Source organism: Klebsiella sp. JB_Kp031 (assembly GCF_040064295.1).
GTDB classification, from domain to species: domain Bacteria; phylum Pseudomonadota; class Gammaproteobacteria; order Enterobacterales; family Enterobacteriaceae; genus Klebsiella; species Klebsiella quasipneumoniae.
On record NZ_JBEAJW010000028.1, the window covers coordinates 95,380 to 118,883 of the forward strand.

The 23,504-nt window shown below is 60.7% G+C and carries 21 protein-coding genes; 8 read left to right on the forward strand and 13 right to left on the reverse strand.

Annotated elements, in window-relative coordinates:
• Positions 1–99: 99 nt before the first annotated feature.
• The 4 genes from ABLV64_RS13035 to ABLV64_RS13050 all read right to left on the reverse strand — a co-directional run bounded on the left by ABLV64_RS13035 (position 100) and on the right by ABLV64_RS13050 (position 3,673).
• The gene (locus tag ABLV64_RS13035) at positions 100–1,479 is read right to left on the reverse strand and encodes a carbohydrate porin (RefSeq protein WP_088357941.1); all 1,380 of its coding nucleotides are present in this window, start codon (positions 1,477–1,479) and stop codon (positions 100–102) included.
• Between the two features lie 144 nt (positions 1,480–1,623).
• Positions 1,624–1,926 (reverse strand): PTS lactose/cellobiose transporter subunit IIA, encoded by a 303-nt coding sequence (locus ABLV64_RS13040; protein ID WP_004205145.1) that lies wholly within the window; start codon positions 1,924–1,926, stop codon positions 1,624–1,626.
• 98 nt (positions 1,927–2,024) lie between these two features.
• On the reverse strand, positions 2,025–3,347 hold the full coding sequence (locus tag ABLV64_RS13045) for a PTS sugar transporter subunit IIC (protein WP_348843324.1): 1,323 nt from the start codon (positions 3,345–3,347) through the stop codon (positions 2,025–2,027).
• A gap of 11 nt (positions 3,348–3,358) precedes the next feature.
• Positions 3,359–3,673, reverse strand: coding sequence for a PTS sugar transporter subunit IIB (locus ABLV64_RS13050; protein WP_017900185.1), 315 nt, complete (start codon positions 3,671–3,673; stop codon positions 3,359–3,361).
• On the opposite strand from ABLV64_RS13050, the gene ABLV64_RS13055 reads away from it, so the two are divergent.
• From ABLV64_RS13055 to ABLV64_RS13070, 4 genes are all read left to right on the forward strand, one after another.
• Positions 3,666–3,983 (forward strand): hypothetical protein, encoded by a 318-nt coding sequence (locus ABLV64_RS13055; RefSeq protein ID WP_123811952.1) that lies wholly within the window; start codon positions 3,666–3,668, stop codon positions 3,981–3,983. The genes ABLV64_RS13050 and ABLV64_RS13055 overlap by 8 nt on opposite strands.
• Positions 3,967–4,908, forward strand: a complete 942-nt coding sequence (locus ABLV64_RS13060) for a LacI family DNA-binding transcriptional regulator (RefSeq protein WP_004205142.1) — start codon at positions 3,967–3,969, stop codon at positions 4,906–4,908. Before ABLV64_RS13055 ends, ABLV64_RS13060 begins: the two co-directional genes overlap by 17 nt.
• Positions 4,909–5,120: 212 nt before the next feature.
• The gene (locus ABLV64_RS13065; protein ID WP_094334428.1) at positions 5,121–6,491 is read left to right on the forward strand and encodes an aromatic acid/H+ symport family MFS transporter; all 1,371 of its coding nucleotides are present in this window, start codon (positions 5,121–5,123) and stop codon (positions 6,489–6,491) included.
• 13 nt (positions 6,492–6,504) lie between these two features.
• Entirely contained in the window at positions 6,505–7,767 is a 1,263-nt protein-coding gene (locus tag ABLV64_RS13070) for a gallate dioxygenase (protein WP_108450781.1), read from the forward strand.
• On the opposite strand, the gene ABLV64_RS13075 is transcribed toward ABLV64_RS13070, so the two are convergent.
• Positions 7,764–8,990, reverse strand: coding sequence for a LysR family transcriptional regulator (locus ABLV64_RS13075; RefSeq protein ID WP_017900183.1), 1,227 nt, complete (start codon positions 8,988–8,990; stop codon positions 7,764–7,766). The two genes, ABLV64_RS13070 and ABLV64_RS13075, sit on opposite strands and share 4 nt — an antisense overlap.
• A 127-nt stretch (positions 8,991–9,117) precedes the next feature.
• On the opposite strand from ABLV64_RS13075, the gene galB reads away from it, so the two are divergent.
• From galB to ABLV64_RS13095, 4 genes are read left to right on the forward strand one after another with little or no spacing between them, the layout of a single operon-like run.
• Entirely contained in the window at positions 9,118–9,858 is a 741-nt protein-coding gene (galB, locus tag ABLV64_RS13080; protein WP_004205133.1) for a 4-oxalmesaconate hydratase, read from the forward strand.
• Positions 9,855–10,568, forward strand: a complete 714-nt coding sequence (locus ABLV64_RS13085; RefSeq protein WP_017900182.1) for a 4-carboxy-4-hydroxy-2-oxoadipate aldolase/oxaloacetate decarboxylase — start codon at positions 9,855–9,857, stop codon at positions 10,566–10,568. Before galB ends, ABLV64_RS13085 begins: the two co-directional genes overlap by 4 nt.
• Before the next feature lies 1 nt (position 10,569).
• Entirely contained in the window at positions 10,570–11,655 is a 1,086-nt protein-coding gene (locus tag ABLV64_RS13090; RefSeq protein WP_004205131.1) for a 4-oxalomesaconate tautomerase, read from the forward strand.
• Between the two features lie 2 nt (positions 11,656–11,657).
• Positions 11,658–12,524, forward strand: a complete 867-nt coding sequence (locus tag ABLV64_RS13095) for an NAD(P)-dependent oxidoreductase (protein ID WP_023319368.1) — start codon at positions 11,658–11,660, stop codon at positions 12,522–12,524.
• Between the two features lie 3 nt (positions 12,525–12,527).
• Here ABLV64_RS13095 and ABLV64_RS13100 read toward each other — a convergent pair whose 3' ends face one another.
• From ABLV64_RS13100 to eefA, 8 genes are all read right to left on the reverse strand, one after another.
• Positions 12,528–12,818 (reverse strand): YicS family protein, encoded by a 291-nt coding sequence (locus ABLV64_RS13100; RefSeq protein ID WP_002923120.1) that lies wholly within the window; start codon positions 12,816–12,818, stop codon positions 12,528–12,530.
• 106 nt (positions 12,819–12,924) lie between these two features.
• Positions 12,925–13,827, reverse strand: a complete 903-nt coding sequence (locus ABLV64_RS13105) for a DMT family transporter (protein ID WP_004205129.1) — start codon at positions 13,825–13,827, stop codon at positions 12,925–12,927.
• Positions 13,828–13,978: 151 nt separating this feature from the next.
• Positions 13,979–15,412 (reverse strand): PTS N-acetylmuramic acid transporter subunit IIBC, encoded by a 1,434-nt coding sequence (gene murP / locus ABLV64_RS13110; protein WP_153669374.1) that lies wholly within the window; start codon positions 15,410–15,412, stop codon positions 13,979–13,981.
• A gap of 24 nt (positions 15,413–15,436) precedes the next feature.
• A complete protein-coding gene (gene murQ / locus ABLV64_RS13115; RefSeq protein ID WP_222903528.1) occupies positions 15,437–16,339 on the reverse strand; it encodes an N-acetylmuramic acid 6-phosphate etherase in 903 nt (300 codons plus the stop codon).
• A 162-nt stretch (positions 16,340–16,501) separates the two neighbouring features.
• On the reverse strand, positions 16,502–17,665 hold the full coding sequence (locus ABLV64_RS13120) for a multidrug effflux MFS transporter (protein ID WP_004205126.1): 1,164 nt from the start codon (positions 17,663–17,665) through the stop codon (positions 16,502–16,504).
• Between the two features lie 45 nt (positions 17,666–17,710).
• Complete coding sequence (gene eefC / locus ABLV64_RS13125; RefSeq protein WP_004205125.1) at positions 17,711–19,075, reverse strand: multidrug efflux RND transporter outer membrane subunit EefC; 1,365 nt, start codon at positions 19,073–19,075, stop codon at positions 17,711–17,713.
• Positions 19,076–19,078: 3 nt separating this feature from the next.
• Positions 19,079–22,186 (reverse strand): multidrug efflux RND transporter permease subunit EefB, encoded by a 3,108-nt coding sequence (eefB, locus tag ABLV64_RS13130; RefSeq protein WP_348843325.1) that lies wholly within the window; start codon positions 22,184–22,186, stop codon positions 19,079–19,081.
• On the reverse strand, positions 22,186–23,310 hold the full coding sequence (eefA, locus tag ABLV64_RS13135; protein ID WP_017900176.1) for a multidrug efflux RND transporter periplasmic adaptor subunit EefA: 1,125 nt from the start codon (positions 23,308–23,310) through the stop codon (positions 22,186–22,188). Before eefA ends, eefB begins: the two co-directional genes overlap by 1 nt.
• Positions 23,311–23,504 lie beyond the last annotated feature (194 nt).

Below are 23,504 nucleotides of genomic sequence, written 5' to 3' on the forward strand. Positions count from 1 at the left end.
CGCTTGCGCGGGCCTGGGGGGGATCCCGCAGGCCTCCTCAGTCGTAGCCCGGCTAAGCGTAGCGCCAGCCGGGAACGCTCCTTCAACAACGCTATCGCATCAGAACCACGCCTCAAACATCCCGCCGACGTTCAGCGAATCCAGCTGCTGATCCTGGGTGCCGTTGACCTTCGCGGTATGCTCATTGTCCACCTGGCCGCCGGTCACGTAGAAGCGCAGCATCGGACGGAACTCCGGCCCCATACCGATGGCGATGTTCTGCGACAGCGTCAGCTTCCAGCCGTGGTTATCCCCGCCCTGGTCGTAGTCCACGCGCTGGTAGCCCGCTTCCAGCCAGGTGGAGTGCACGTCGTTCCAGAAATACATCGGCCGCACGATGGCGCCGTAGTTTTTACGGTTGTCGGTGTTGTCCCTGCCGTTGTTGTAGTCGTGGAAGGCCAGCAGATATTCCACCTGCGCCTGCTGGGTGAACTTATGGCTGCCCTCGAAGCTGGCGTAGACCGTGGTCAGGTCGTCGGTTTTGTTGTAGACGCTGTTATCCGAGTTGTCGGAGTAGCGCAGGATCACCTTGTTCACCCCGCTGTCGTTGGTGTGGCTCAGCACCAGGCCGCCCTGCCAGGCTTCGAGGCGCGCGTCGCTGTCCACCGCCTTCGAGTCAAAGCCGTAGTTGGCGTACACCTCGACGTCGATCGGCCCGGCCTTGATGTTGTGGGTTTTGGTGGTCAGCGCGTAGTGGCCGTTGTCGCCGGTGTCGGAGCTGCCGGTACAGGTGATGCGCGACGGGTTGGTCTCGTCGGCCATCACTTCGGGGCTACAGGATTTCACCTGCGACACCGCCGCCACGTCGAACTGTACGCCGCCGATATCAAAGTTCTTCACCCCGGCGCCCTGGCCGTCGTGGTTCATCCAGAAGTAGTCGTTGATCCCCTGTTGCGGACGCTGGTGGAAGTCGCGGCCGGCCCAGAGATAGGCGTTGGGGTTGGATTCCAGCACGTTGGTGACGCCGACGTAGGCCTTCTTCAGGTTAACCTCGTCGCTCCAGTGGTCGAACATCACGTTAAGATCCCAGATAGCCCCCTGCGCGCTTTTGAAGGCCTTGCTGATCTGGAATTCGCCGCCGTTGCTTTCGTTGCCCAGGCGGCCGATCGCCGAGGCGCCGTTATAGGAGCCGTCGACGCCGACATATTTCTGGTCGCCGGTCTGGAAGTGGGCGCCATAGCGGGCGTAGCCGCTGAACTTGAGGCCGAACGGAATGGCCATATCCGGCGAGGCGGCGGTGGTCTGCGGGTTGGTGATCACGTCGACCTTTTTGTCGGCCGCGGCGTCGATTTTCGCCTGGCGTTCGGCCAGCGCTTTATCAACGGCTTTGGCGACGATGGCGTCGATCTGTTCCTGAGTAAATTCTTGCGCCATTACGGAAATTGGGCACAGCGCGGCGACAACCGCCATGGCTAAAGGCAGTTTTTTCACAGTATTCATGGTTATCTCGCTTTAATAATTAATATATTTCAGATAATAACCATCCCATTCTGGCTAAAATATATAGCCAAAATAAGCTGATTTGTTTTTTAGGGTACAGCGACGCCGGAGAATAATATTCTCGCAGGCGTTATTCCATATTAATTAACGCTGGTACAGATGGATTAATTCTTCTGAGAACTCGCGGGCCAGCAGCGAATTCATCAGATGATCCTGGGCATGTACCATAATCAGCGTCATAGGCTGACGCGCTTCACCGGCATCCTGCTCGATGAGCTGGGTCTGCATCTGATGCGCCCGACGGGCGTAACCGTCGGCTTCATTTAACAGTAAACGCGCTTCGTCGATATTTCCGGTTCGGGCCGCATGTAGCGCTTCAAAACATAATGAGCGTGACTGTCCCGCATTAACGATAATTTCCATTACCGCATCTTCTAATTCAATCATGTGTATTCCTGAGGTCTTTATTATTTAATAATGCAGTGAAAGTCCTTTTTCTGCATTATTACGCTGCCATCATATTATCTCTCCGGGGCGGAGAGGAATTAGCTAACGGTTTCTACCACCGGAACGCTATTTTTGGTTTTCTCAACTTCGGTTTTCATTAAGGAACGTTCATAGGCGCGCAGGAACGGCAGGTAAATGACCGCCGACATCACCATGCAGATAAGGCACATCACTACCGGGCTCAGCGTCCAGTTGGCCGCCCACGAGGCGCCAATCGGTGCCGGCGTGGTCCACGGAGTGAGGGACACCACCTGGCTCAGCCAGCCAAGACGCGTCGCGCCGTAAGCCAGCACCGCGTTGACCATCGGTACGCAGACGAAGGGGATAAACATCATCGGGTTCATGATGATCGGCGCCCCGAACAGGATCGGCTCGTTGATATTAAAGAAGCTCGGCACGATGCCCATCTTGCCGATGGTGCGCAGATGCGTGGCCCGACTACGCAGCAGCAGGAAGGCCAGCGGTAGGGTTGAACCGACGCCGCCAATCAGCAGATAGTGATCCCAGAAGCCCTGCAGATAGACGTGCGGCAACACCGTGCCGGCCGCCAGCGCAGCCTGGTTTGCCGAGAGGTTAGCCATCCAGAACGGGTTCATAATGCCGGTGACAATCAGCGAGCCGTGGATCCCAGCGAACCAGAAAATCTGGCACATCAGGACGGAGAGCAAAATCGCCGGCAGCGAGTCGGAGGCGGAAACCAGCGGCTCCAGCAGATGCATGATCGCCTGCGGCAGGATCATCCCGGTCTGCGCTTCGATAAACAGGTTCAGCGGATGCAAAGTACCAATCACCACCAGCACCGGGATAAGGATTTCAAACGAACGAGCGACGCCGGTCGGTACCTCTTTCGGCAGTCGAATGGTGATGTTGTTTTGCTTCAGCCACGCGTAGACGCGGGTGGAGTAGATGGCGGTGATGAGGGCGGTAAAAATGCCCTGGCCGGACAGATACTGAGTGGAAATTTTTCCATCGGCATAGGGCGCGGCGACCAGCAGGAAGGCCATAAACGCCAGCAGACCGGACATCACCGGATCCAGCTGAAACTGACGACCGAGGCTGGCGCCAATGCCGACCGAGATAAAGAAGGTCATTACGCCCATGCTGAGGTTAAACGGCAGCATCAGCTGTTCGCGGTAGTGCTGGGAGAAATCGAGCCAGCCGCGGGCAAAGCCGTTGGTGGTCTCGGGTGAAAACGGCGGAAAGATAAATACCAGCATGAAAGAGCCGATGATCATAAACGGCAATGCGGCAGTGAAGCCATCGCGGATAGCGATAACATATTTCTGCTGCCCAAGGCGTCCTGCCAGCGGAGTAATAGATTGCTCGATCACGGCAATCATGGACTGATACAGAGAACTCATTTCAACACCTCTCAGTGCGCCGCTGCGATCAGCGACAGAGCATAATTCAGGACGTTGTCTCCCCGCTGCATACCGTAGTCCATCGTATCGATGGGCTGAACGGGAATGTTCAGGGGAGCCGCTTTATCAGACAGGGTTTTCAACATGTATTTCACCTGGGGGCCTAGCAACACCACCTGATACTGCGGAAACTGGATGTCAAATTCGGAAACGCCATAGGCGTCAATCTGCACCGGCAGATCACGTTCATTCGCCGCCTCCACCATCTTTCTGACCAGCAGACTGGTGGACATTCCGGCAGAGCAGCACAGCATAATCTTGTACATCGACGACCATCCTCAAAATGTAAAAAGTTATTGCGTGGATGATTTGATATCAGACGGAAACCGGTTTCCATTTATAAAAAGCAGAACTGTGATAGTGGTCAAGATCTCCTGCTTATGGGGCGGATTTATTGGATTTGGCTCACATTATTCTGTCGATTTGGCGATGTTTTGCGCTGAAATGGAAAATCGGTTTCCAAACAAATGGCGAAATGGATATACTGCGCTGGTCATAATTGAAGCGATTCAGGTTTACAGGATTTTGGCGGGACGCGGCGCCCGCGCAGGGGAAAATGATGTCGACAATCAATGATGTTTCACGACTTGCCGGGGTTTCCAAAGCCACGGTGTCGCGAGTGTTGAGCGGCTCACGTGGCGTGAAGGAAGCCAGTCGTCAGGCGGTGCTGCAGGCGGCGGAAGCGCTCAATTACCGGCCAAACATGATAGCCCAGTCGTTGCTTAGCCAGTCCACCGGCTGCATCGGCGTCATCTGCGCCCAGGACAATATCAATCAAACCACCAGCTATCTCTACGCCCTGGAAAAACAGCTCAGCCAGCACCAGAAGCACCTGCTGCTGCGCTTCGCCAACACCAGCAGCGGCGTGATGAACTCGCTGGAGGAGTTAACCTGCGGGCTGTGCGATAACGTGCTGATCATCGGCGCGCGTTTTCCTCTGAATATTAACCGCCCGGACGTGGTGTTGGTGGACTGCCTCGACAGCGAGGGCGAAAACAGCATTCAGTTCGATCACGCCTTCGCCGCCGAAACCGCCTGCCACTATCTGATAAGCCAGGGCAGAAGGCAGATTGCGCTGATCCATCCGCAGAGCAGCGGCTTTGCCGATCAGGTGCTGCTGGGCTACAAGCACGCGCTGGAAAAAAACTTTTTGCCGTTTAATCGCAATCTGGTGTTTCTGGATAACACCTCGCCGTCGGTGGCGGTGCAGGAGCTGGTCAATAACGCCACGACGCTGAACTTTAACGCGCTGCTGGTGAGCGATGAGCTTCAGGCGCAGCGCGTGGTGCCGCAGCTGCAGGCGTTTAACCGCGCCGTTCCGCAAAATGTGATGGTGTTTAGCCTCGCCGGATCGTTACAGCTGCCCGGAATCCCGACTATCCCGGCGATTGAATATTCCATGGACGCGATGGCGTCGCGGATCGTCAACTGGCTGACCGAGAAAACGGACAACCCGGGCGGCAGCCCGCTGCGCGGCGATTTAATTATTCCAAAGCACTGATCGTCGCTCTTGCCCTGACCCGCCGCCGTTGGCTGCGGGTTTTTTAATGGCTGTTTTTTGTCGTATCCCTCACATTATAAATAAAACTCATATCTGTCGCCGGGTTTTCGAACCGGACAGCCTGCGTGACCTGCCTTAAGTTGAGTACGAAAGTTCCACTCAAAAAAACACTAACCAGAACATTCGTACCGCCTGCTTGAGGAAGTCACCCTATGAATCACATGAACGTTGTCGATGTGAAAGCGTGGATAGATGCCCGCCCGGTCTCGCGCTTTCAATGGAACGTGCTGCTGCTCTGTTTCATCATCATTATGCTGGATGGGTATGACGCTGCGGTGATGGGCTTTGTCGCCCCGGCGCTCATCGAGGACTGGGGCATCAGCCGGGCTGAAATGGGGCCGATTCTTGGGGCGGCTATGTTCGGCGTCGCCATTGGCGCGCTGGTGGCGGGCCCGCTTTCTGACCGCTACGGCCGAAAACGCATTTTACTCTGGTCGGTGGCGCTGTTTGCGCTGTTCAGCCTGGCCGGCGCCGTGGCGCAAAGCCCGTCGCAGCTGGCGCTGCTGCGCTTTCTCACCGGCCTCGGACTTGGCGCCGTGATGCCCAATTGCGTCACGCTGGTGGCGGAATATATGCCGGAGCGGCGTAAAGGGGTGATGATCACCCTGATGTACAGCGGATTCAACGTGGGTTCCGGCCTCGGCGGCTTTATCGCTGCCGGGTTGTTATCGCATTACAGCTGGCACTCGGCGCTGATTTTTGGCGGCGTGCTGCCGCTCGTGGTGCTTCCCTTTATGATCGTGATGTTGCCGGAGTCGGCGATGAGCATGGTGGCGCGCCGACTACCGGGCGAGCAGATCGCCAGGGCGCTTAACCGGCTTGGAGGCCAGTTTACGGCTGACACCGTCTTCCAGCTGAATGCGCCGCCCATCACGCGGAGCAGTAAAGTGGCGCAGCTGTTTCGGCATGGCTATGCCCGCGGCACGATAGCGCTGTGGCTGACCTATTTTATGGGGCTGTTCGTGATATATCTGCTGAACGGCTGGCTGCCAACCATTCTCCGCTCCGGCGGGCTGTCGCTGCAGCAGGCGGCGATGATGACCGGCTTGTTCCAGCTCGGCGGCCCGCTGGGCGGGATCCTTGTCGGTATGCTGATGGATCGTGCTTCGGCGAAAGCGGTGATTGCGGCAACCTATTTCCTCGGCTGCCTGTGCCTGTTGTCCCAGGGGTTGATGGACTTCGGATCGGCGGCGCTGTCGGTGCTGATTTTTATCAGCGGGATGTGCATTAACGGCGCGCAGAACGGTCTGCAGGCCTATTCGCCAGCCTATTATCAAACCGAGATCCGTGCTACCGGCGTCAGCTGGATGCATGGTATCGGCCGTACCGGGGCTATTCTCAGCTCCACGCTGGGCGGGATGCTGATGCTGGTCGTGCCGGGACACTCGTCGATCTTTTTGGTGCTTGCGCTGCCGGCCTGCCTGGCGGGGACCTGTATTTTGTTGCACCGTATGAATCACGCTAAGCCTCGACTCACAGAGGCAGAACTGGACGCTTTGTCATCCCCCCTGGAACACCGATAAGTGGAGTTATCTGATGGCTAACATTCTCGGCGGTATCGCCGTCTCTCATACCCCGACTATCGGCTTCGCGGTCGATCATCATAAACAGCAGGACCCGGCATGGTCGCCGATCTTCCAGAGCTTCGAACCGCTGCAGCGCTGGCTGGAGGAGAAAAAACCGGATGCGCTGGTGTACATCTTTAATGACCATGTGACCGCCTTTTTCTTCGATCACTATTCGACATTTACGCTGGGAATCGATAGTCAATATGACGTTGCCGATGAAGGCGGCGGACCACGCTGTCTGCCGCCGGTCCAGGGCAATGCGGCGCTCTCAAGGCACATTGGCGCCAGCCTGATGGCCGATGAGTTTGATATGTCGTTCTTTATGGATAAAAAGCTCGACCACGGCCTTTTCTCGCCGCTTTCGGCGCTGTTGCCCTGGGATGAAGCGCAGGGGTGGCCGACGGCGGTAATCCCGTTACAGATCGGCGTGCTGCAATTTCCGGTACCGAGCGCGCGCCGTTGTTACCGACTCGGCCAGGCGCTGCGCCGGGCAATTGAAAGCTTCCCGGAAGATATCAATGTGGCGATTGTCGCGACCGGCGGGCTCTCGCATCAGGTTCATGGCGAGCGCTGCGGATTTAATAATCCCGACTGGGATGCCCAGTTTGTTGACATGTTGGTTAATGACCCGGAAAAGCTTACCGAAATGACCCTTGGCGAATATGCCGAGCTGGGGGGAATGGAAGGGTCTGAGGTGATCATGTGGCTGGTGATGCGCGGCGCGCTATCAGCCAATGTCACCGAAACCTGGCGCGACTATTACCTGCCGTCGATGACCGGTATCGCTACGCTGATCCTTGAGAACAATGCGCGCCTGCCCCCCGTCGATACCCTGACGCGCCATCGCCAGCATATGGCGCAGCAGCTGGCCGGGGTGGAGAAACTGCCGGGAACCTATCCTTTTACCCACGAGCGCAGCCTGAATGGCTTGCGGCTTAACCGTTTCCTGCATCGGCTGATTGAGCCTGCCTGGCGCGAACGTTTTCTGCAGTCGCCTCAGTCGCTTTATGCCGAAGCCGGACTGAGTGAGGAGGAACAGCAGTTGCTCAACTCACGCGACTGGCGGGGATTGATTCAGTATGGCGCCAGTTTCTTCCTGCTGGAGAAAATGGGCGCGGTGGTCGGCGTATCCAACCTGCATATTTACGCCGCGATGCGCGGGCAGACGCTGGAGGCGTTTCAGCAAACGCGCAACCAACAGGTAACCTATTCGGTGGCGGGTAAACGTTAAACAGTCCCGTCCTGAACCTGCTGATAAATAAAACGCAACAGCGCCTGCGTCGCCGGGGAGGGCAGGCTGCCGGCGCGAAACGTCAGCCCGATACGCCGGGTGGTATCGGGCAGGGGGACCGGCAACACGCTGAGCAACCCATTGTCAGTTTCAAAACGCATCTGGCTGGCGGAAACCGCCGCCAGCATGTCGGAGTCCTGCAGCAATCCTCGCACCATCGCCGCATCCCCGGTCTCCACCGTCGGCTGGGGCAGCGGCAGCCCCAGGGTGACAAACGCCTTATCCAGCAAATGGCGCGCCGGCGCGTTGGCGCGCGGCAGCACCCATTGCGCTGTCGCCAGCTGGCTGCGCGGATCCGGATGGCGCAGCAGCGGGTGGTTATTACGCAGTAAAATCAGCATATCCTCTTCGAATAACGCCTCGCTACAGAGGTCCGGGAGATCTTCATCCTGACGCAGGGCGCCGATAATAAAATCGATATTACCTGCGCGCATATCGGCGACCAGCGACTCATACGGGCTTTCATTGGTCATGAGGGTAATGCCCGGGTGCTGGGCCAGAAAGGCGGCGATGGCGGAGGGCAGTAGCCGGGTGCGACTCAGCGGCAGGGCGCCAATGCGCACGGTGCCCTCCAGCACCCCGCGACGGGCGGCGAGATCGCTCCAGATGTTTTCCAGCTCGTTGAGCGCTCTGCTCACCGGGGGATAGAGCAGTTCTGCGGCAGGCGTGGGACGCACCCCTTCTGGCGTTCGGCGAAACAGCGCCGAATCCGCCCCTTTCTCCAGGACCTTCAGCGCGGCGCTGACCGCCGGCTGGGTGATCCCCAACTGTTGCGCGACGGTTTGGGTATGGTTGACGTGATAGAGCTGAATAAAAATGGCTAACCGGCGGGTATTGAACAGCCAACCGGCGTCCGCCAGCGGGCCGCTGGTGCGGGTATGGTGCTTCTGCAACAGCGCCGGGATGGCCTGCAGGTCGTCAATCGCCCGCCGGGCGCGCGGCAGGATGCACTTGCCATACTCGGTGGGCACCATGCCGCTGTAATGGCGTTCGAACAGCGTGACGTTCAACGCGGCTTCAAGGTCGCGGATAGCCCGGGTTATCGCTGACTGCGTGCGGAATAAGTCATCGGCAGCACGCGAGACGCTTCCGCGCAGCGCGACCTGACAAAAAAAGCGCAGCTGCATGATATTTATGATTTTATCGTGCTTTCTCTTCAGCATTATTCGTCAGGCCTGAAATAGTGAGTGAGTCGACAACATAAATAAAAATCATAGCCTTCGCAAGTTAACGAATTACCTTCCAACGGCGGGACATGACAAGCTGAAAAAAACAACAGAGGAAGCCATCATGTCTCATCCGGTTAGCGAAAAAAGTGCCCTTGTCGTCAGCGCCCACTCGGCCGATTTCGTCTGGCGCGCGGGCGGTGCGATAGCCCTGCATGCCCTGCAGGGCTATCAGGTCCATGTGGTCTGTTTGTCCTTTGGCGAGCGCGGCGAGTCCGCCAAATTGTGGCGTAAAGGCAACATGACCGAGGAGGCGGTGAAGCAAGTCCGTCGCGAAGAGGCGCAGGCCGCCGCCGAGATCCTGGGCGCCAGCGTCGAATTCTTTGATATCGGCGACTATCCGCTGCGCGCCGATAAAGAGACGCTGTTTCGTCTGGCGGATGTGTATCGCCGTATCCAGCCCCACTTTGTTCTGACGCACTCGCTGCAGGATCCCTATAACTACGATCACCCGCTGGCCTCCCACCTGGCTCAGGAGGCTCGGATTATCGCTCAGGCAGAAGGCTATCGCCCCGGCGAGAAAATTGTCGCTGCTCCCCCGGTTTACTGTTTCGAACCGCACCAGCCGGAGCAGTGCAACTGGAAGCCTGATGTGCTGCTGGACATCACCACTGTCTGGGAGAAAAAGTATCAGGCCATTCAGTGTATGCAGGGCCAGGAGCATTTGTGGGAGTACTACACCCGCGTGGCGCTGCAGCGCGGAGTGCAGGCCAAACGCAACATCGGCATCACGGCCGCGCGCGATATCGTTCACGGCGAAGCCTTCCAGAGCATCTTCCCCCGCGTAACGGAGAACCTGGCATGAAGCTGTTAAATAAAAAAGGCCTTGTGATCCGCCATCTGCCGCGCCATGACGAGGCGGTTTTGCGCCGCTGTGAGGCGGCCGGGGTGGCGACGCTCCATGAAGCCTGGGCACGCCAGGGGCTGATGGGACCGGCAATCCGTCCGATTCAGCAGGGCGTCAGCCGGGCGGGCAACGCGGTCACGGTACTGGTGACGCCAGGCGACAACTGGATGTTTCATGTCGCGGTCGAGCAGTGCCGCGCCGGCGATATTCTGGTGGTGGCCCCGACGTCGCCGTGCGGCGATGGCTTCTTCGGCGATCTGCTGGCGACGTCTCTCCAATCGCGCGGTGTGGTCGGTCTGGTGGGCGATATCGGCATTCGCGATTCGCAAACGTTGCGGGAGATGGGATTCGCCGTCTGGTCCCGTCAGGTTTATGCCCAGGGAACGGTGAAAGAGAGCCTCGGCTCGGTTAACGTCCCGGTGATTTGCGCAGGCCAGCTTGTGCAGCCGGGCGATGTCGTGGTGGCCGACGACGATGGCGTCGTGGTGCTGCCTCACGCCCAGGTGCGTGATGTGCTCGATAAAGCGGAAGCACGCATGAGCAATGAGCTTGCGAAGCGTGAGCGGATGCGCCATGGCGAGCTGGGGCTGGATATTTACGCGATGCGCCAGCGTCTGGCGGAAAAGGGGCTGCGGTATTACGACAGCGCAGATGAGGTGGAGGAGTAAGATGGCGCAACGCGGAATTCCCTGTCTATGGATGCGCGGCGGCACCTCGAAGGCGGCCTGTTTTCTGGCTGACGATCTGCCTGCCGATCCGGTGCAACGTGATGCGGTGCTGCTGGCGGTGATGGGCTCGCCTGATCCCCGGCAAATTGACGGGATCGGCGGCGCCGATCCGCTGACCAGTAAAGTGGCGATTATCCGCCGCTCCGCACGGCCTGACGCCGATGTGGACTATCTGTTTGCCCAGGTGAACGTGACGGGGGCCTCTGTGGACTACGGCCAAAACTGCGGCAATATTCTTGCCGCCGTTGGCCCTTTCGCCATCGAGCGTGGGCTGATTCGCCACGATGCGCCGCTCACTCGGGTGCGTATTTATATGGAGAACACGGGGCAACTGGCGGTGGCAGAGATCCCCTGCGATGCCGACGGGGTCGACTACGTCGGCGAGAGTCGTATCGATGGCGTGCCGGGCAGCGCCAGCCCGATCCTGCTCCATTTTCTTGATGTGGCAGGCTCCAGCTGCGGGGCACTGCTGCCGACCGGCCGGGTCCGTGACCGTTTTGACGGCGTCGAGGTGACCTGCATCGATAACGGAATGCCGGTGATCCTGCTGCGCGCGTGCGACCTCGGTTGCACCGGCTATGAGACACGCGAACAGCTGGATAATGACGACGCGCTTAAACGTCGCCTGGAGTCGATTCGCCTGCAGGCCGGGCCGCTGATGCAGCTTGGCGACGTCAGCCAGCGCACGGTGCCCAAGATGACCCTGATCGCCGAGCCGCGACACGGCGGCGCCATCAGCAGCCGCACCTTTATCCCGCACCGCTGCCACGCGTCGATCGGCGTATTTGGCGCGGTGAGCGTGGCCAGCGCCTGTCTGCTTCCTGGATCCGTCGCGCAGGGCATGGCGCAGGTCGCGCCAGGCGCTACGCCGCTGCTCAGCGTTGAGCATCCGACAGGCGAATTTAGCGTGACGCTTCAGCTTGACGCAGACGGCGCCCTGACAGGCTGCGGCCTGTTACGCACGGCGCGACTGCTGTTTGCTGGCGAAGTTTTTATTCCGGCCCGCGTCTGGCCGCGTGAGGAGTAATGATGACGACAATCGCGTTTATTGGTTTTGGCGAGGCGGGTGGCATTCTGGCGGCAGATCTGGCCCGTGAGCATGCGGTGACCATATGGGATTGCAAGCTCAATGGCCCGGAGCGAGAGGCAATGGTCAGGAAAGCCGGTGATTCGCGCGTTCAGGCGGGGAGTTCGCTGGCGCAGGCGCTGGAGAGCGCCGCGCTGATTTTTTCTACTGTGACCGCCGGTGAGGCGCTAAAGGTCGCGCAGCAGGCCGCCGCGCTGCTGCAGCCGGGGCAATATTTCCTCGATCTCAACTCCGTGGCGCCGGAAACGAAACGGCAGGCAGCTGAACATTTTCTGCCCGGCGCCTACATTGATGTCGCGGTGATGGCGCCGGTGCCGCCGGCCCGATTGCAGACACCGTTATTGATCGGCGGGCCGCAGGCGGAGGCGATCGCGCCGCGTCTGCAGGGGCTGGGGCTGAATGCCCGCTATGGCGCCAGTACGGTGGGCCAGGTGTCGGCGATAAAAATGTGCCGTAGCGTGATGATCAAAGGTCTTGAAGCGCTCACCACAGAATGCCTGTTCGCGGCCCGTGAATATGGCGTCGAGGAGGAGGTGCTTAGCTCCTTGCATCATAGTTTCCCGTCTCTGGGCTGGACAGGCGCGTTTCCCGACTATCTGATCAGCCGGGTGGCGGAACATGGCGTTCGGCGCAGCGAAGAGATGGAAGAGGTGGTGAAAACCCTGCGTGATGTGGGGAGCGCCGGGATAATGAGCGAGGCGATCGCGAAAAGCCAGCGCCAGCTTCCGGAGCAGATGGCCGCCCGTAGCCTGAGCTACAGGCAGCTGACGCCGTTTGACTGGAAAACGCTGGTCGCCAGGCTGAAATAACCGCTATTTGGCCGGACAGACGATTTTGTCGATTGCGGCCTGGTAGCTTTTCTGGTTATTGCGCTCTTTCGCCAGCGTTGCTTCGCGGACCGCGTTCTTGTTGCCGTCGGTCGCCAGTACTTTATTGGCAAAATCGTTGTCGCTGAGGTGGCTTGCTGGCGCGCATTTTTCCTTCACCGCTTTGAGCACCTGCTGCTTTTGCTGCTCGAACTGCAGGCTTTGCAGCGGTGATTCGGCCCACGCCGACGTGGCGCTCAGGGCGGTGACCAGGCATACCATCCAACATGCTTTCATCAGGCTTCTCCTTCCGTAATCGCTTCCGTCAACTATATGCGCAGGCGGGAAAACACGCAAATAGCGGTTAATTTAACTTGTTGAAAAGGCGTTTGTTATCATCGCCTCAGGCGGCTCTCACCCGCCGCCGCGAGTCGATGGCGATCAGCACCACCGACGCCAGGATCAGCAGAGTGCCCAGCCAGTCCGGCAGCGTGAAGGTGATCCCCAGCAGCAGGAGCGACAGCAGGGCGCTGCTCAGCGGTTCGGCGCAGCTGAGGATCCCCGCTTTGGCGCCGCCAATCTTCTGCGCGCCGTTAAGATAAAGGCTGAATGTCAGCGAAGTACCGATCACCACCAGGTAGAAAAAAGCTAACAGCAGGCTGCCGTTCACCACAAAATCGGTGCCCTGGCCGCCGTAAAACGGCAGCAGCATCGCACCGCCGAACAGCATGCTCCAGCCGACGATCGGCAGCGTCCCGTAGCGGGCAATTAGCGTCGAGGGATAGGTGGTATAAAACGCGGCGGCAAACGCCGAGGCGATCCCCCAGAACAGCGCCGCCGGCGAAATCGACAGCGTCGTCGGGTTGCCGTGGGTTACCAGCAGAAAGGTGCCCGCCAGCGAGGTGCAGATAGCCCCCAGCACCAACGGAGTGGGGCGCGCTTTGCGGGCGAGGGCGAACCAGGCGACGATGATCGTCGGGGACAGGAACTGCAGCACCGTGGCCGTGGCGGCATTCGATTTTTCAATGGTCATCAGAAAGGTGAACTGCACGGTTAACGCGCCAAACAGCGAGAAAAACAGCAGGCTGACGGCGTCGCGGCGGTTTTGCAGCACGCGGAAAATGCGGTCGCCGTGAACAAAGCCGAGCATCAGCAGGATCAGCCCGGCGAACAGCAGACGCGTCATGGTCAGAAACGGCGACGACATCTGGCTTTCCTGCATAATAAACTGCGCGCATACCCCGGAACTGCCCCACAGCACGGCGGCAATCAGTACGTTCAGCATCCCTTTTTTGCTGGAGCCCATCTTTTCCTCTGGTGAAATGTGACAAAGGGGAATCATAGCATGCGCCCGCCCGGGCGGCGGGGCAGGAAATGGTAGTTGGCCGCGGCAGCAGAACGATTTTGCAGGCCCGGGAAGGCGAAGTCGCCGCCGGGCATGACCCGACAATCGCGTTCTAGCTTAAATCGACATTTTTACTGCCGAACAGCCAGGTGAGCACAAAGCCGCACAGGTAGGAGACCGCCAGTCCGCCGGCGTAAACCGCCATCCCGGCGTAAATCCCGCTGCCGGAGGTCATCAGCGGCAGCGCCACCAGCCCGGACGGACCGAACACGGTGTTCAGGCCGACCGGCAGCCCCAGCCAGGCGATCAGTCCGACGAAGAAGCCGCCGCAGGCGCCGCCGAGGCAGGCGGTAACAAACGGCTTCATCCGCGGCAGGGTGACGCCGTAGATCAGCGGCTCGCCAATCCCGAGGAAGCCCGGAATAATCGCCCCTTTAATCTGGGTTCGCAGCAGCGAATCGCGCTTCGCCCGCCAGAACAGCGCCAGCGCCGCCCCCACCTGCCCGGCCCCGGCCATCGCCAGGATCGGGAACAGCGAGTTAAAGCCCTGGGCGTCCACCAGCGCAAAATAGACCGGGACAAACCCCTGATGGACGCCGAACATCACCGCCAGCAGGAACAGACCGGCCAGCACCGCCGAGCCAAACGGATTGCCATTAAGATGCAGGAACAACCACGACATGCCGGTAAACAACCAGCCGCCAATCGGCATGATCACCGTAAAGGTCACCGCGCCCATGATCAGCAGCGTCACCGCCGAGGTGAGGATCATATCGAGGTTGGCCGGCATTACCCGCCGCACCTGGCGTTCAACCCACGCGCCAAGGATGGCGGCGATCAGTACGCCGATGATATTGCCGCGCGGATCGATGCTGTGGCCGAAGAAGGTGGAGATCCCGGCGTAGACGCCGCTGGTCGCCTCCGGGTTGTAGCCCAGCACGAACAGCGAGGCGATAATCGCGCCGTTTACCCCGGAGCCGCCGAACGCCTTCTGCGCGTTATAGCCAATCAGGATGCTCAGGAAGGTGAACATCCCTTTGCTGAAGACCTTCATATAGCCAATCAGCGCCACCAGGCTGGCGTTCGGATGGGCGTTCTCCAGCACGAAAACCTGTTCCGCCAGGGTGGCGAAGCCCAGCAGCAGCCCGACGGCGATAAAGCCGGGGATTAGCGGCGTAAAGATGGTGGCGAATTTGGCGAGAAACTTCTGTACCGCGCTGGTCTGCTTGCCCTTCAGCGCCTGTTTTCTCTCCGCCGCGACATCGGCCAGCGACGGCGCGGCGGCGGGCGCCGCCTCCAGCAGGCCGTTCATCATCTCGGCGGCGGTTTGCGCTTTGCCGGGGCCGAGCACTACCTGGAACTGCTCGTCGCTGACGATTACCCCCATCACGCCGTCAATCTGGCGGATGGCGGTGGTGTCGGCCAGCCCTTCATCGCGCAGGGTCAAGCGCAGGCGCGTCATGCAGTTGCCCGCCTGCGCGACGTTTGCGGCGCCGCCCACGTGGCTGAGGATCCGCGCTATCATCTCTTTCGTTATTTTTGCCATTGCCCGTTACCTGTCTGTCGGCGCTCAGGCGTTGCTGAGCGCCTTGCGGATATAGCCGTTGTTTTTCGCCAGCAGCGACTGCGCCTCTTCGGCGCTTAAGTCTGCCAGCACCATCACGATCGCGGTTTTACAGTGGCGGCCGCAGGCCTCCAGCGCCTTCTGGGCGGCGGGGCGATCGCAGTCGGTCGCCTCCATCACGATGGAAACCTGGCGCTCAATCAGCTTGGCGTTGGTCGCTTCGACGTCGACCATCAGATTGCTGTAGACCTTGCCGACGCGGATCATCGCCCCGGTGGAGATCATGTTCAGCACCAGCTTCTGCGCAGTGCCGGCTTTCAGGCGGGTTGAGCCGGTCACCACCTCCGGGCCGACCACCGGAGTAATGGCGACGTCCGCCAGCTGGGCCATTTCGCCATGCGGGTTACAGCTGACGATGGCGACAAAGGCATTCTGGCGATGGGCATACTCCATGGCGCCAATGACGTACGGCGTGCGTCCGCTGGCCGCCAGCCCCACCAGCACATCGCGGTGGCTGAAGTTCAGGTTCTGCAGATCCATCGCCCCCTGCGCTTTATTGTCTTCCACGTTTTCCACGGCGCTGAGAATCGCTTTATGTCCGCCGGCGATGATCCCCACCACCTGCTCCGGGCGGGTGCCGAAGGTCGGTGGGCATTCGCTGGCATCGAGGATCCCCAGACGCCCTGAGGTGCCAGCACCGATATAAATCAAGCGGCCACCGGCCTGCAGCGCCGTCGCGACCTTATCCACCACCTCGGCAATCTGCGGCAGATAGGGCGTAATCGCCTGGGCCACCTGCTGGTCTTCCTGGTTTATCACCGTCAGCATCTCAAGGGTGGAAAGGGTGTCAATGTTGGCGCTGTTGGCGTTGCGTCGCTCGGTCAGCAGTTTGCTCAGGTCGATACTCATAGAAACCTCGTTATTCTCAGTCGTGCGCAGTATAAGGAATTATTTATTCCTTGCCTGTGAAGAGTATCACGATTAGTACGCGGAGAATAATACGAGAATGGTAGAGATGGCGGGAAATGGTGCGGTAATAAAGGTGGAATATTTTATTACCGCACCTGGCGTTTAGCGCGCGCTGCGCGACTGGCTGAGGCCCATTAGCAGCGCCAGCAGGTAGCAGATCGCCATCGCGAGGCTCATTTTCAGCATCGTTTCGCCGCCGAGGCCCGCCAGCGGCGCGGCGATGCCGCCGAAGACAAACATCAGGGTGCCCATCAGCGCGGACGCGGTCCCGGACTGCGCGGCGTCAACGGCGCTCATCGCCTCCGCGCCGGCGACGGTGCTGATGCCGCTCATCAGCGACACGGTAAAGAACAGGCCGACCAGCGCCAGCACCGGCAGCTGCAGCCAGGCAAACAGCAGCATGATCGCCGCGCAGCTCACCGCCAGCGTCAGGCCGCCGCGCAGCAGGCTTTCGGCGCTGAAGCGGCGCGCCAGACGGGAAAAGATCATCGCCGCGATAATCAGCCCGATACCGTTCAGACCGAACAGCAGGCTGAACTGCATGGCGCTCATGCCGTATTCGCTCTGCATCACGAAGGAAGAGGAACCGATGTAGGAGAACAGGCCGGCCATCATAAAGGCCTGAATCAGGCAGAAGCGTAGAAAACGACGATTCTTTAGCACCGGCTGGCCGGGCCGCTGGCGGGTCGCATTGGTTGCCGCGGCCGGGCGCGTTTCCCGCAGGATAGTCAGGCTCATCACCAGCAGCGCGCCGCCAATGGCGGCCATCGTCCAGAAGAGAATTCGCCAGTCGAAGGCGGTGATCACGTAGCCGCCCAGCACCGGTGACAGAACCGGCGCAATGCCGTTCACCGTCATCAGCAGGGCGAAAAACTGGGTCAGCAGGGTGCCCTGGTATTTATCGCGGGCGATGGAGCGCGACAGCACCGAACCGCCGGCGCCGGCGAAGCCCTGTAAAAAACGCCAGACAATCAGCATGTTGATATCCCTTGTCAGGGCGCACATCGCCGAAGAGAAGATAAACAGCAGCAGGGACAGCGCCAGGGGTTTCAGGCGGCCAATGCGGTCGCTCAGCGGGCCGAAAAAGAGCTGACCCAGGCCGAGGCCAATCAGCGCGGCGGTCAGCGACAGCTGGGTCTGGGTGCTGGTGGCCTGCAGTTGCTGAGTTATCTCCGGCAGCGCCGGCAGATAAAAATCAGTGCACAGGGGGCCGATGCCCGACAGCAGGCCGAGGATCAGCGCCCAGGAGAGGGAAACACGTGGCATAACGATTCCTTACAGAAGCCGGGCGCGGCCGCCCGGCGGGTGAAATTAACTGGCGCCGCCGCCCAGCGACTGCCAGAGGGTGATCCGGTTATTGAGGTCGGTCTGCTGCAGGGACAGCAGTGTCGTCTTCGCCGACCACAGCGTGCGCTGGGCCGTAAGCACCGACAGATAATCGCCGACCCCGGCCTGATAGCTCTTCATGGCGATATCCAGCGAGGTCTGCTCGGCGGCGACGTACTGCCGCTGGGCATCGAGCTCTTCGCTCAGCGTTTCCCGGCGGGCCAGCGCATCGGCAACGTCCTTAAAGGCGCTCTGAATCGATTTCTCGTAGGTGGCGATCAGCCCCTTTTTCTCCGCTTCCGCATAGCGCAACTGCGCCAGGTTGCTGCCGCCGGTGAACAGCGGCAGGCTGATGGAGGGGGCGAACGACCACACCTGCATCCCGTGGCTGAACAGCGACGACAGCGAGTCGCTGCCGACCCCGGCGCTGGCGGTCAGGGAAATCGACGGGAAGAAATTCGCCCGCGCCGCGCCGATATCGGCATTGGCGCTCTTCAGGTTGTGCTCCGCTTCCTGTATATCCGGCCGGCGCAGCAGCACCGACGACGACACCCCCGCCGGCACCAGGGCGATGCTGTTATCCCCCAGACTTTCGAGGGTGCCGGGCAGCAGGCTCTCCGGCACGGTTTCCCCCGCCAGCAGGTTAATGGCGTTTTTATCCTGCGCCACCAGCGTGCGGTAGCTGGCGACGCTGGCGCGCGCCTGCTGATAGACGCTTTCCGCCGAGCTTAAATCGCCGGCGGAGGCGGTGCCCACCGCCATCTGGCGGGCGACGATGTTGCGCGAGTTTGCTGCGCTGTCCATGGTCTGCTGCGCCAGCGCCAGATTGCTGTTATCCGTCGCCAGCGTCACCCAGGCGGTGGTCAAATCGGCAATCATCGTCAGTCGGGTATTCTGCGCGGTGAATTCGCTGGCAAGCCAGGTTTCGCGCGCCGCGCGCGACAGGCTCTGGTTCTTGCCAAACAGATCCAGCTCGAAGCTGGAGACCGCGCCGTCGGCCTGCGAAGTTGAGCTCAGGCCGCTGGCCACCGTTTTGCTGCGGGTATGGCTCAGCTCGGCATCGACAGTGGGAAACAGCGACGCCCGCGTCTCGCCGTACTGGGCGCGCGCGGCCTCGATATCGGCCAGCGCCTTTTGCACATCGCGGTTGCTGTTCAGCGCGATACTGACCACTTTTTTCAGCCGCGCGTCATTGACCACTTTCTGCCAGTCGCCGACCACCGCCGTCGATTCGCCGTGCGCCCCGGGCAGGGTGGCCGGCACCGGCGCGGCCGGGCGATCATAATGCGGGTCAAGCGAGACGCAGCCCGCGGTCAGGAGCGCGATAAACATAAAACTCAAACGAAACATACTTTACTCCTGAGAAGGACGTTGGCGAGTGAAGAAGCGTTTCACCAGCACGAAGAACAGCGGCACAAAGAACACCGCCAGCAGGGTGGCCGTCAGGGTGCCGCCGATGATGCCGGTGCCGATCGCCACGCGGCTGTTGGCCCCGGCGCCAGTGGCGACGGCCAGCGGCAGCACCCCGGCAATAAACGCCAGCGAGGTCATGACAATGGGGCGCAGACGGGTCTGCGCGGCGCGGATCGCCGCCCGGGAGAGCGAATACCCCTCATCCACGGCGGATTCAGCGAACTCGACGATCAGGATGGCGTTCTTCGACGACAGGCCGATGGTGGTCAGCAGCGCCACCTGGAAGTAAACGTCATTGCTTAAGCCGCGCAGCGTCGCCGCCAGCGCCGCGCCGAGCAGGCCGAGCGGGATGACCATGATCACCGAGAACGGCACCGACCAGCTCTCATACAGCGCCGCCAGGCACAGGAACACCACCAGAATCGAAATGGCGTACAGGCTCATCGCCTGGCCGCTGGCCAGCTTTTCCTGCAGCGAAATGCCGCTCCACGCCCAGGTGGAGCCCGCCGGCAGGCTGTCGGCCAGCTTTTCCATCTTGTCCATCGCCGCGCCGGAGCTGAAGCCGGCGGCGTTTTCGCCCTGGATATCAAAGGCGGCGGAGCCGTTGTAGCGCACCAGGCTTTCCGGGCCGTATTGCCAGTGGGTGGTGGCGAAGGCGGAGAACGGCGTCATGCTGTTATCGCTGCCGCGAACGAACCATTTGCCAAGGTCGGAGGGCACCGCGCGCGCGTCGCTCTCGCCCTGGATATAGACCTTCTTCACCCGGCCGCGATCGATAAAGTCATTCACGTAGGTGCCGCCCCAGGCGCTGGAGAGCGTATCGGTCACGTCGCTCAGCGACAGCCCCAGCGAGACCGCTTTGTTGTTATCGATATCCACCTGCAGCTGCGGCATCTGCGGCAGGTCGTTGGCGCGCACCGACTGAAGCTCGCCGCTCTGGTTGGCCGCCGCCAGTAGCTGACTGCGCAGCTTCATCAGGCTGTCGCGGTCGGTACCGCCGCTGGCCATCAGCTCGAAGGTGAAGCCGTTGCTCTGTCCGAGACCGTCCACCGACGGCGGGGTCATGGCGAACAGGGTGGCGTCGCGGATCGCCCCAAGTTCTTTGTTGGCGCGCAGGGCGATGGCCTGGGCGGTATTGTCGTCGCCTTTGCGCTGCGACCAGTTGTTCAGCGACACGAAGGCCATCCCGGCGTTCTGACCGCTGCCGCTAAAGCTGAAGCCGTCGACGGTGAAAATGACGTTGGTATTGGCTTTCTCTTTCGTCAGGAACCAGTCGGTTACCTGGCGGCGCACCTCGGCGGTGCGCACCGCGGTGGCCCCGGCGGGCAGGGTGTACTGGACCATGATCTCGCCCTGGTCCTCCACCGGCAGGAAGCTGCCCGGCAGTTTCCACATCGCCAGCGCCATCGCCCCGCAAATCAGGACGTAAGCGCCCATCATCACCGCGCCCCGGCGCAGGCCGCCGAGCACGCGGCGCTGGTAGCCCGCTTCCGTGCGCCCCCACAGGCGGTTAAACGCGCCGAAGAACCCTTTGGTATGAGGCCTGGAGTGGCTGAGCAGCGCGCCGCACAGCGCCGGGGTGAGGGTCAGGGCCACCACCACCGACAGCATCATCGCTGAGATAATGGTCACCGAGAACTGGCGATAAATGACCCCGGTCGAGCCGCCGAAGAAGGCCATCGGCAGGAACACCGCCGACAGCACCAGGGCGATTGCCACCAGCGCGCCGGAGATTTCGCCCATCGATTTTTCGGTGGCTTCGCGGGCGGGCAGCCCTTCGTCGCGCATAATGCGCTCAACGTTCTCCACCACCACGATGGCGTCATCCACCAGCAGGCCGATCGCCAGCACCATAGCGAACAGAGTCAGGGTGTTAATCGAGTAGCCGAACAGCGCCAGCACCCCGAAGGTGCCGAGCAGCACCACCGGCACCGCCACCGCCGGAATGAGCGTCGCGCGGAAATTCTGCAGGAACAGATACATCACACAGACCACGAGAACGATCGCTTCGAACAGGGTCTGAATCACGTCCTCGACCGAAATTTTAATAAACTCGGTGCTGTCCTTCGGATAGGCGATATCGTATCCCAGCGGCATCTGACGCTGGAATTCGGCGATCTTGCTTTTCACCAGGGTCGCGGTATCCAGCGCGTTGGCGCCGGGGGCCATCATCACCGCGATCCCGGCGGCCGGATGGCCGTTCAGATTGGCGGTAGCGGTATAATCCTCGCTGCCCATCTCCACCCGCGCGACATCGCTCAGGCGCACCACCGAGCCGTCGGCCTGGCTTTTCACGATGATCGCTTTGAACTGATCGGGGGTTTGCAGCCGCGACTGCGCGCGTACGGTGGCGGTCAGCTGCTGGGCGCTGGACGACGGCAGGGCGCCGATTTTACCGGCGGAGACCTGCACGTTCTGCGCCTCAATCGCCGACTGGACGTCGGAAGGCATCAGCGAGTAGGAGGCGAGTTTGGTCGGGTCCATCCAGACGCGCATCGCGTATTCGGCGCCGAACACCTGCAGGCTGCCGACGCCCTCCACGCGCGCCAGCGGGTCCTGCAGGTTGCTGACCAGCCAGTCGGAGATATCGGAGCTGGTGGCGCGGTCGGTTTTGTCATACACCGCGAGGATCAGCAGGAAGCTGCTCTGCGATTTTTCCACCGTCACGCCGGACTGCTGGACTTCGCTCGGCAGCCGCGATTCCGCCTGCTGGACTTTGTTCTGCACCTGCACCTGGGCGGTGTCCGGGTCGGTCCCCTGCTCAAAGGTGACGGTGATGCTGACCGAGCCGTCGGAGCTGCTGGTAGAGCTGAAGTAGAGCAGATGGTCGAGGCCGGTAAGCTGCTGCTCGATGACCTGGGTGACGCTGTTCTCCAGGGTTTCGGCAGAGGCGCCGGTATAGGTGGCGGAGATTTTCACCGCCGGCGGGGCGACGTCCGGATACTGGCCCACCGGTAGGGTGCGGATCGCCAGCACGCCGGCGAGCATAATCAGAATGGCGATCACCCAGGCAAAGACCGGGCGACGCACGAAGAAACGGGAGAACATCAGGCGTTGCCTCCGTTATTGTTGACGGCAACGGCCTTCACCGTCTGGCCAGGGGCCACTTTACCGGTGCCTTCGACGATCAGCTTGTCGCCCGCTTTCAGGCCGCTCAGCACCAGCCATTTATCGCCGTAGGTGTCGCCTGTTTCCACGGCGCGCTGCGCAACTTTGTTGTCGGCATCGACCACCAGCGCCGTGGCGTTGCCTTTGGCATCGCGGGTAATCCCCTGCTGCGGGGCGAGGATCGCGTCGTTCATGATGCCTTCATCGATGCGTGCGCGAACAAACATCCCCGGCAACAGGACGTGCTGTGGGTTGGGGAAGATAGCGCGCAGGGTTACCGAGCCGGTGGATTCATCGACGGCGACTTCGGTGAGCGCCAGACGCCCTTTTTCCGGATAGGTGCTGCCATCTTCCAGGGTTAACGTCACGCTGAGGGTGTCGCTGTTGCTGGCCAGGCTTTGTTTGCGTAAGCGCAGGAGATCGACGCTGGATCGCGTCAGATCGACATACATGGTGTCGAGCCCGCGGATCGTCGCCAGCGCGGTATCCTGATCGGCGGAGACCAGCGCCCCCGGCGTGACCGAAGAGATGCCGATACGCCCGGCAATCGGCGCGGTGACGGTGGTCCAGTTCAGGTTGATGCGCGCGCTCTCCAGCGCCGCTTTCTTCGATTCCACGCTGGCCTTGTCCTGGGCGCAGGTGGAGGCGGCGTCGTCGGCATCCTGGCGGGAGACGCCGTTATCCCGGACCAGCGACGCGTAGCGCTGAGCCTTCTGGCAGTCGGAGACTACCAGCGCCTGGGCCTGTTTCAGCGCCGCCGCCGCTTCGTTCCAGGTCGCGCGATAGCTGGAGGGATCGATCTGGTAAAGGGCCTGCCCGGCCTTCACCATATCGCCTTCGGTAAACAGGCGCTTCTGGATGATGCCGCCCACCTGCGGGCGTACTTCGGCGCTGAGCGAGGCGGTGGTGCGGCCGGTGAGCTGGCTGACTACCGGAACCGGCTGGCTTTGCAGAGTGACCACGCCCACTTCCGGCGTGGGTTGCTGCGGGGCAGATGTCTGCGCATTATCGCATCCGCTAAGGAGAAATAATGCTGTCGCGATGGGAGCTATGATGTATTTCATTATATTTTCTCAAGATATAAGACGTCCGCCCCGTTTATTTAAAAACGAGGGAATAGGTTGGGCGCTGAGGCATTTTCGGCTAAGCGAAAATGACAAAAAAGGAACACAGATGTTCCTGAACGTGATTGTTATTGTGTCTCCGCTGAAGCCAACCTCTTCGGCCTTCAGGAGGTGAAAAGCGCATCTCCTCTGGT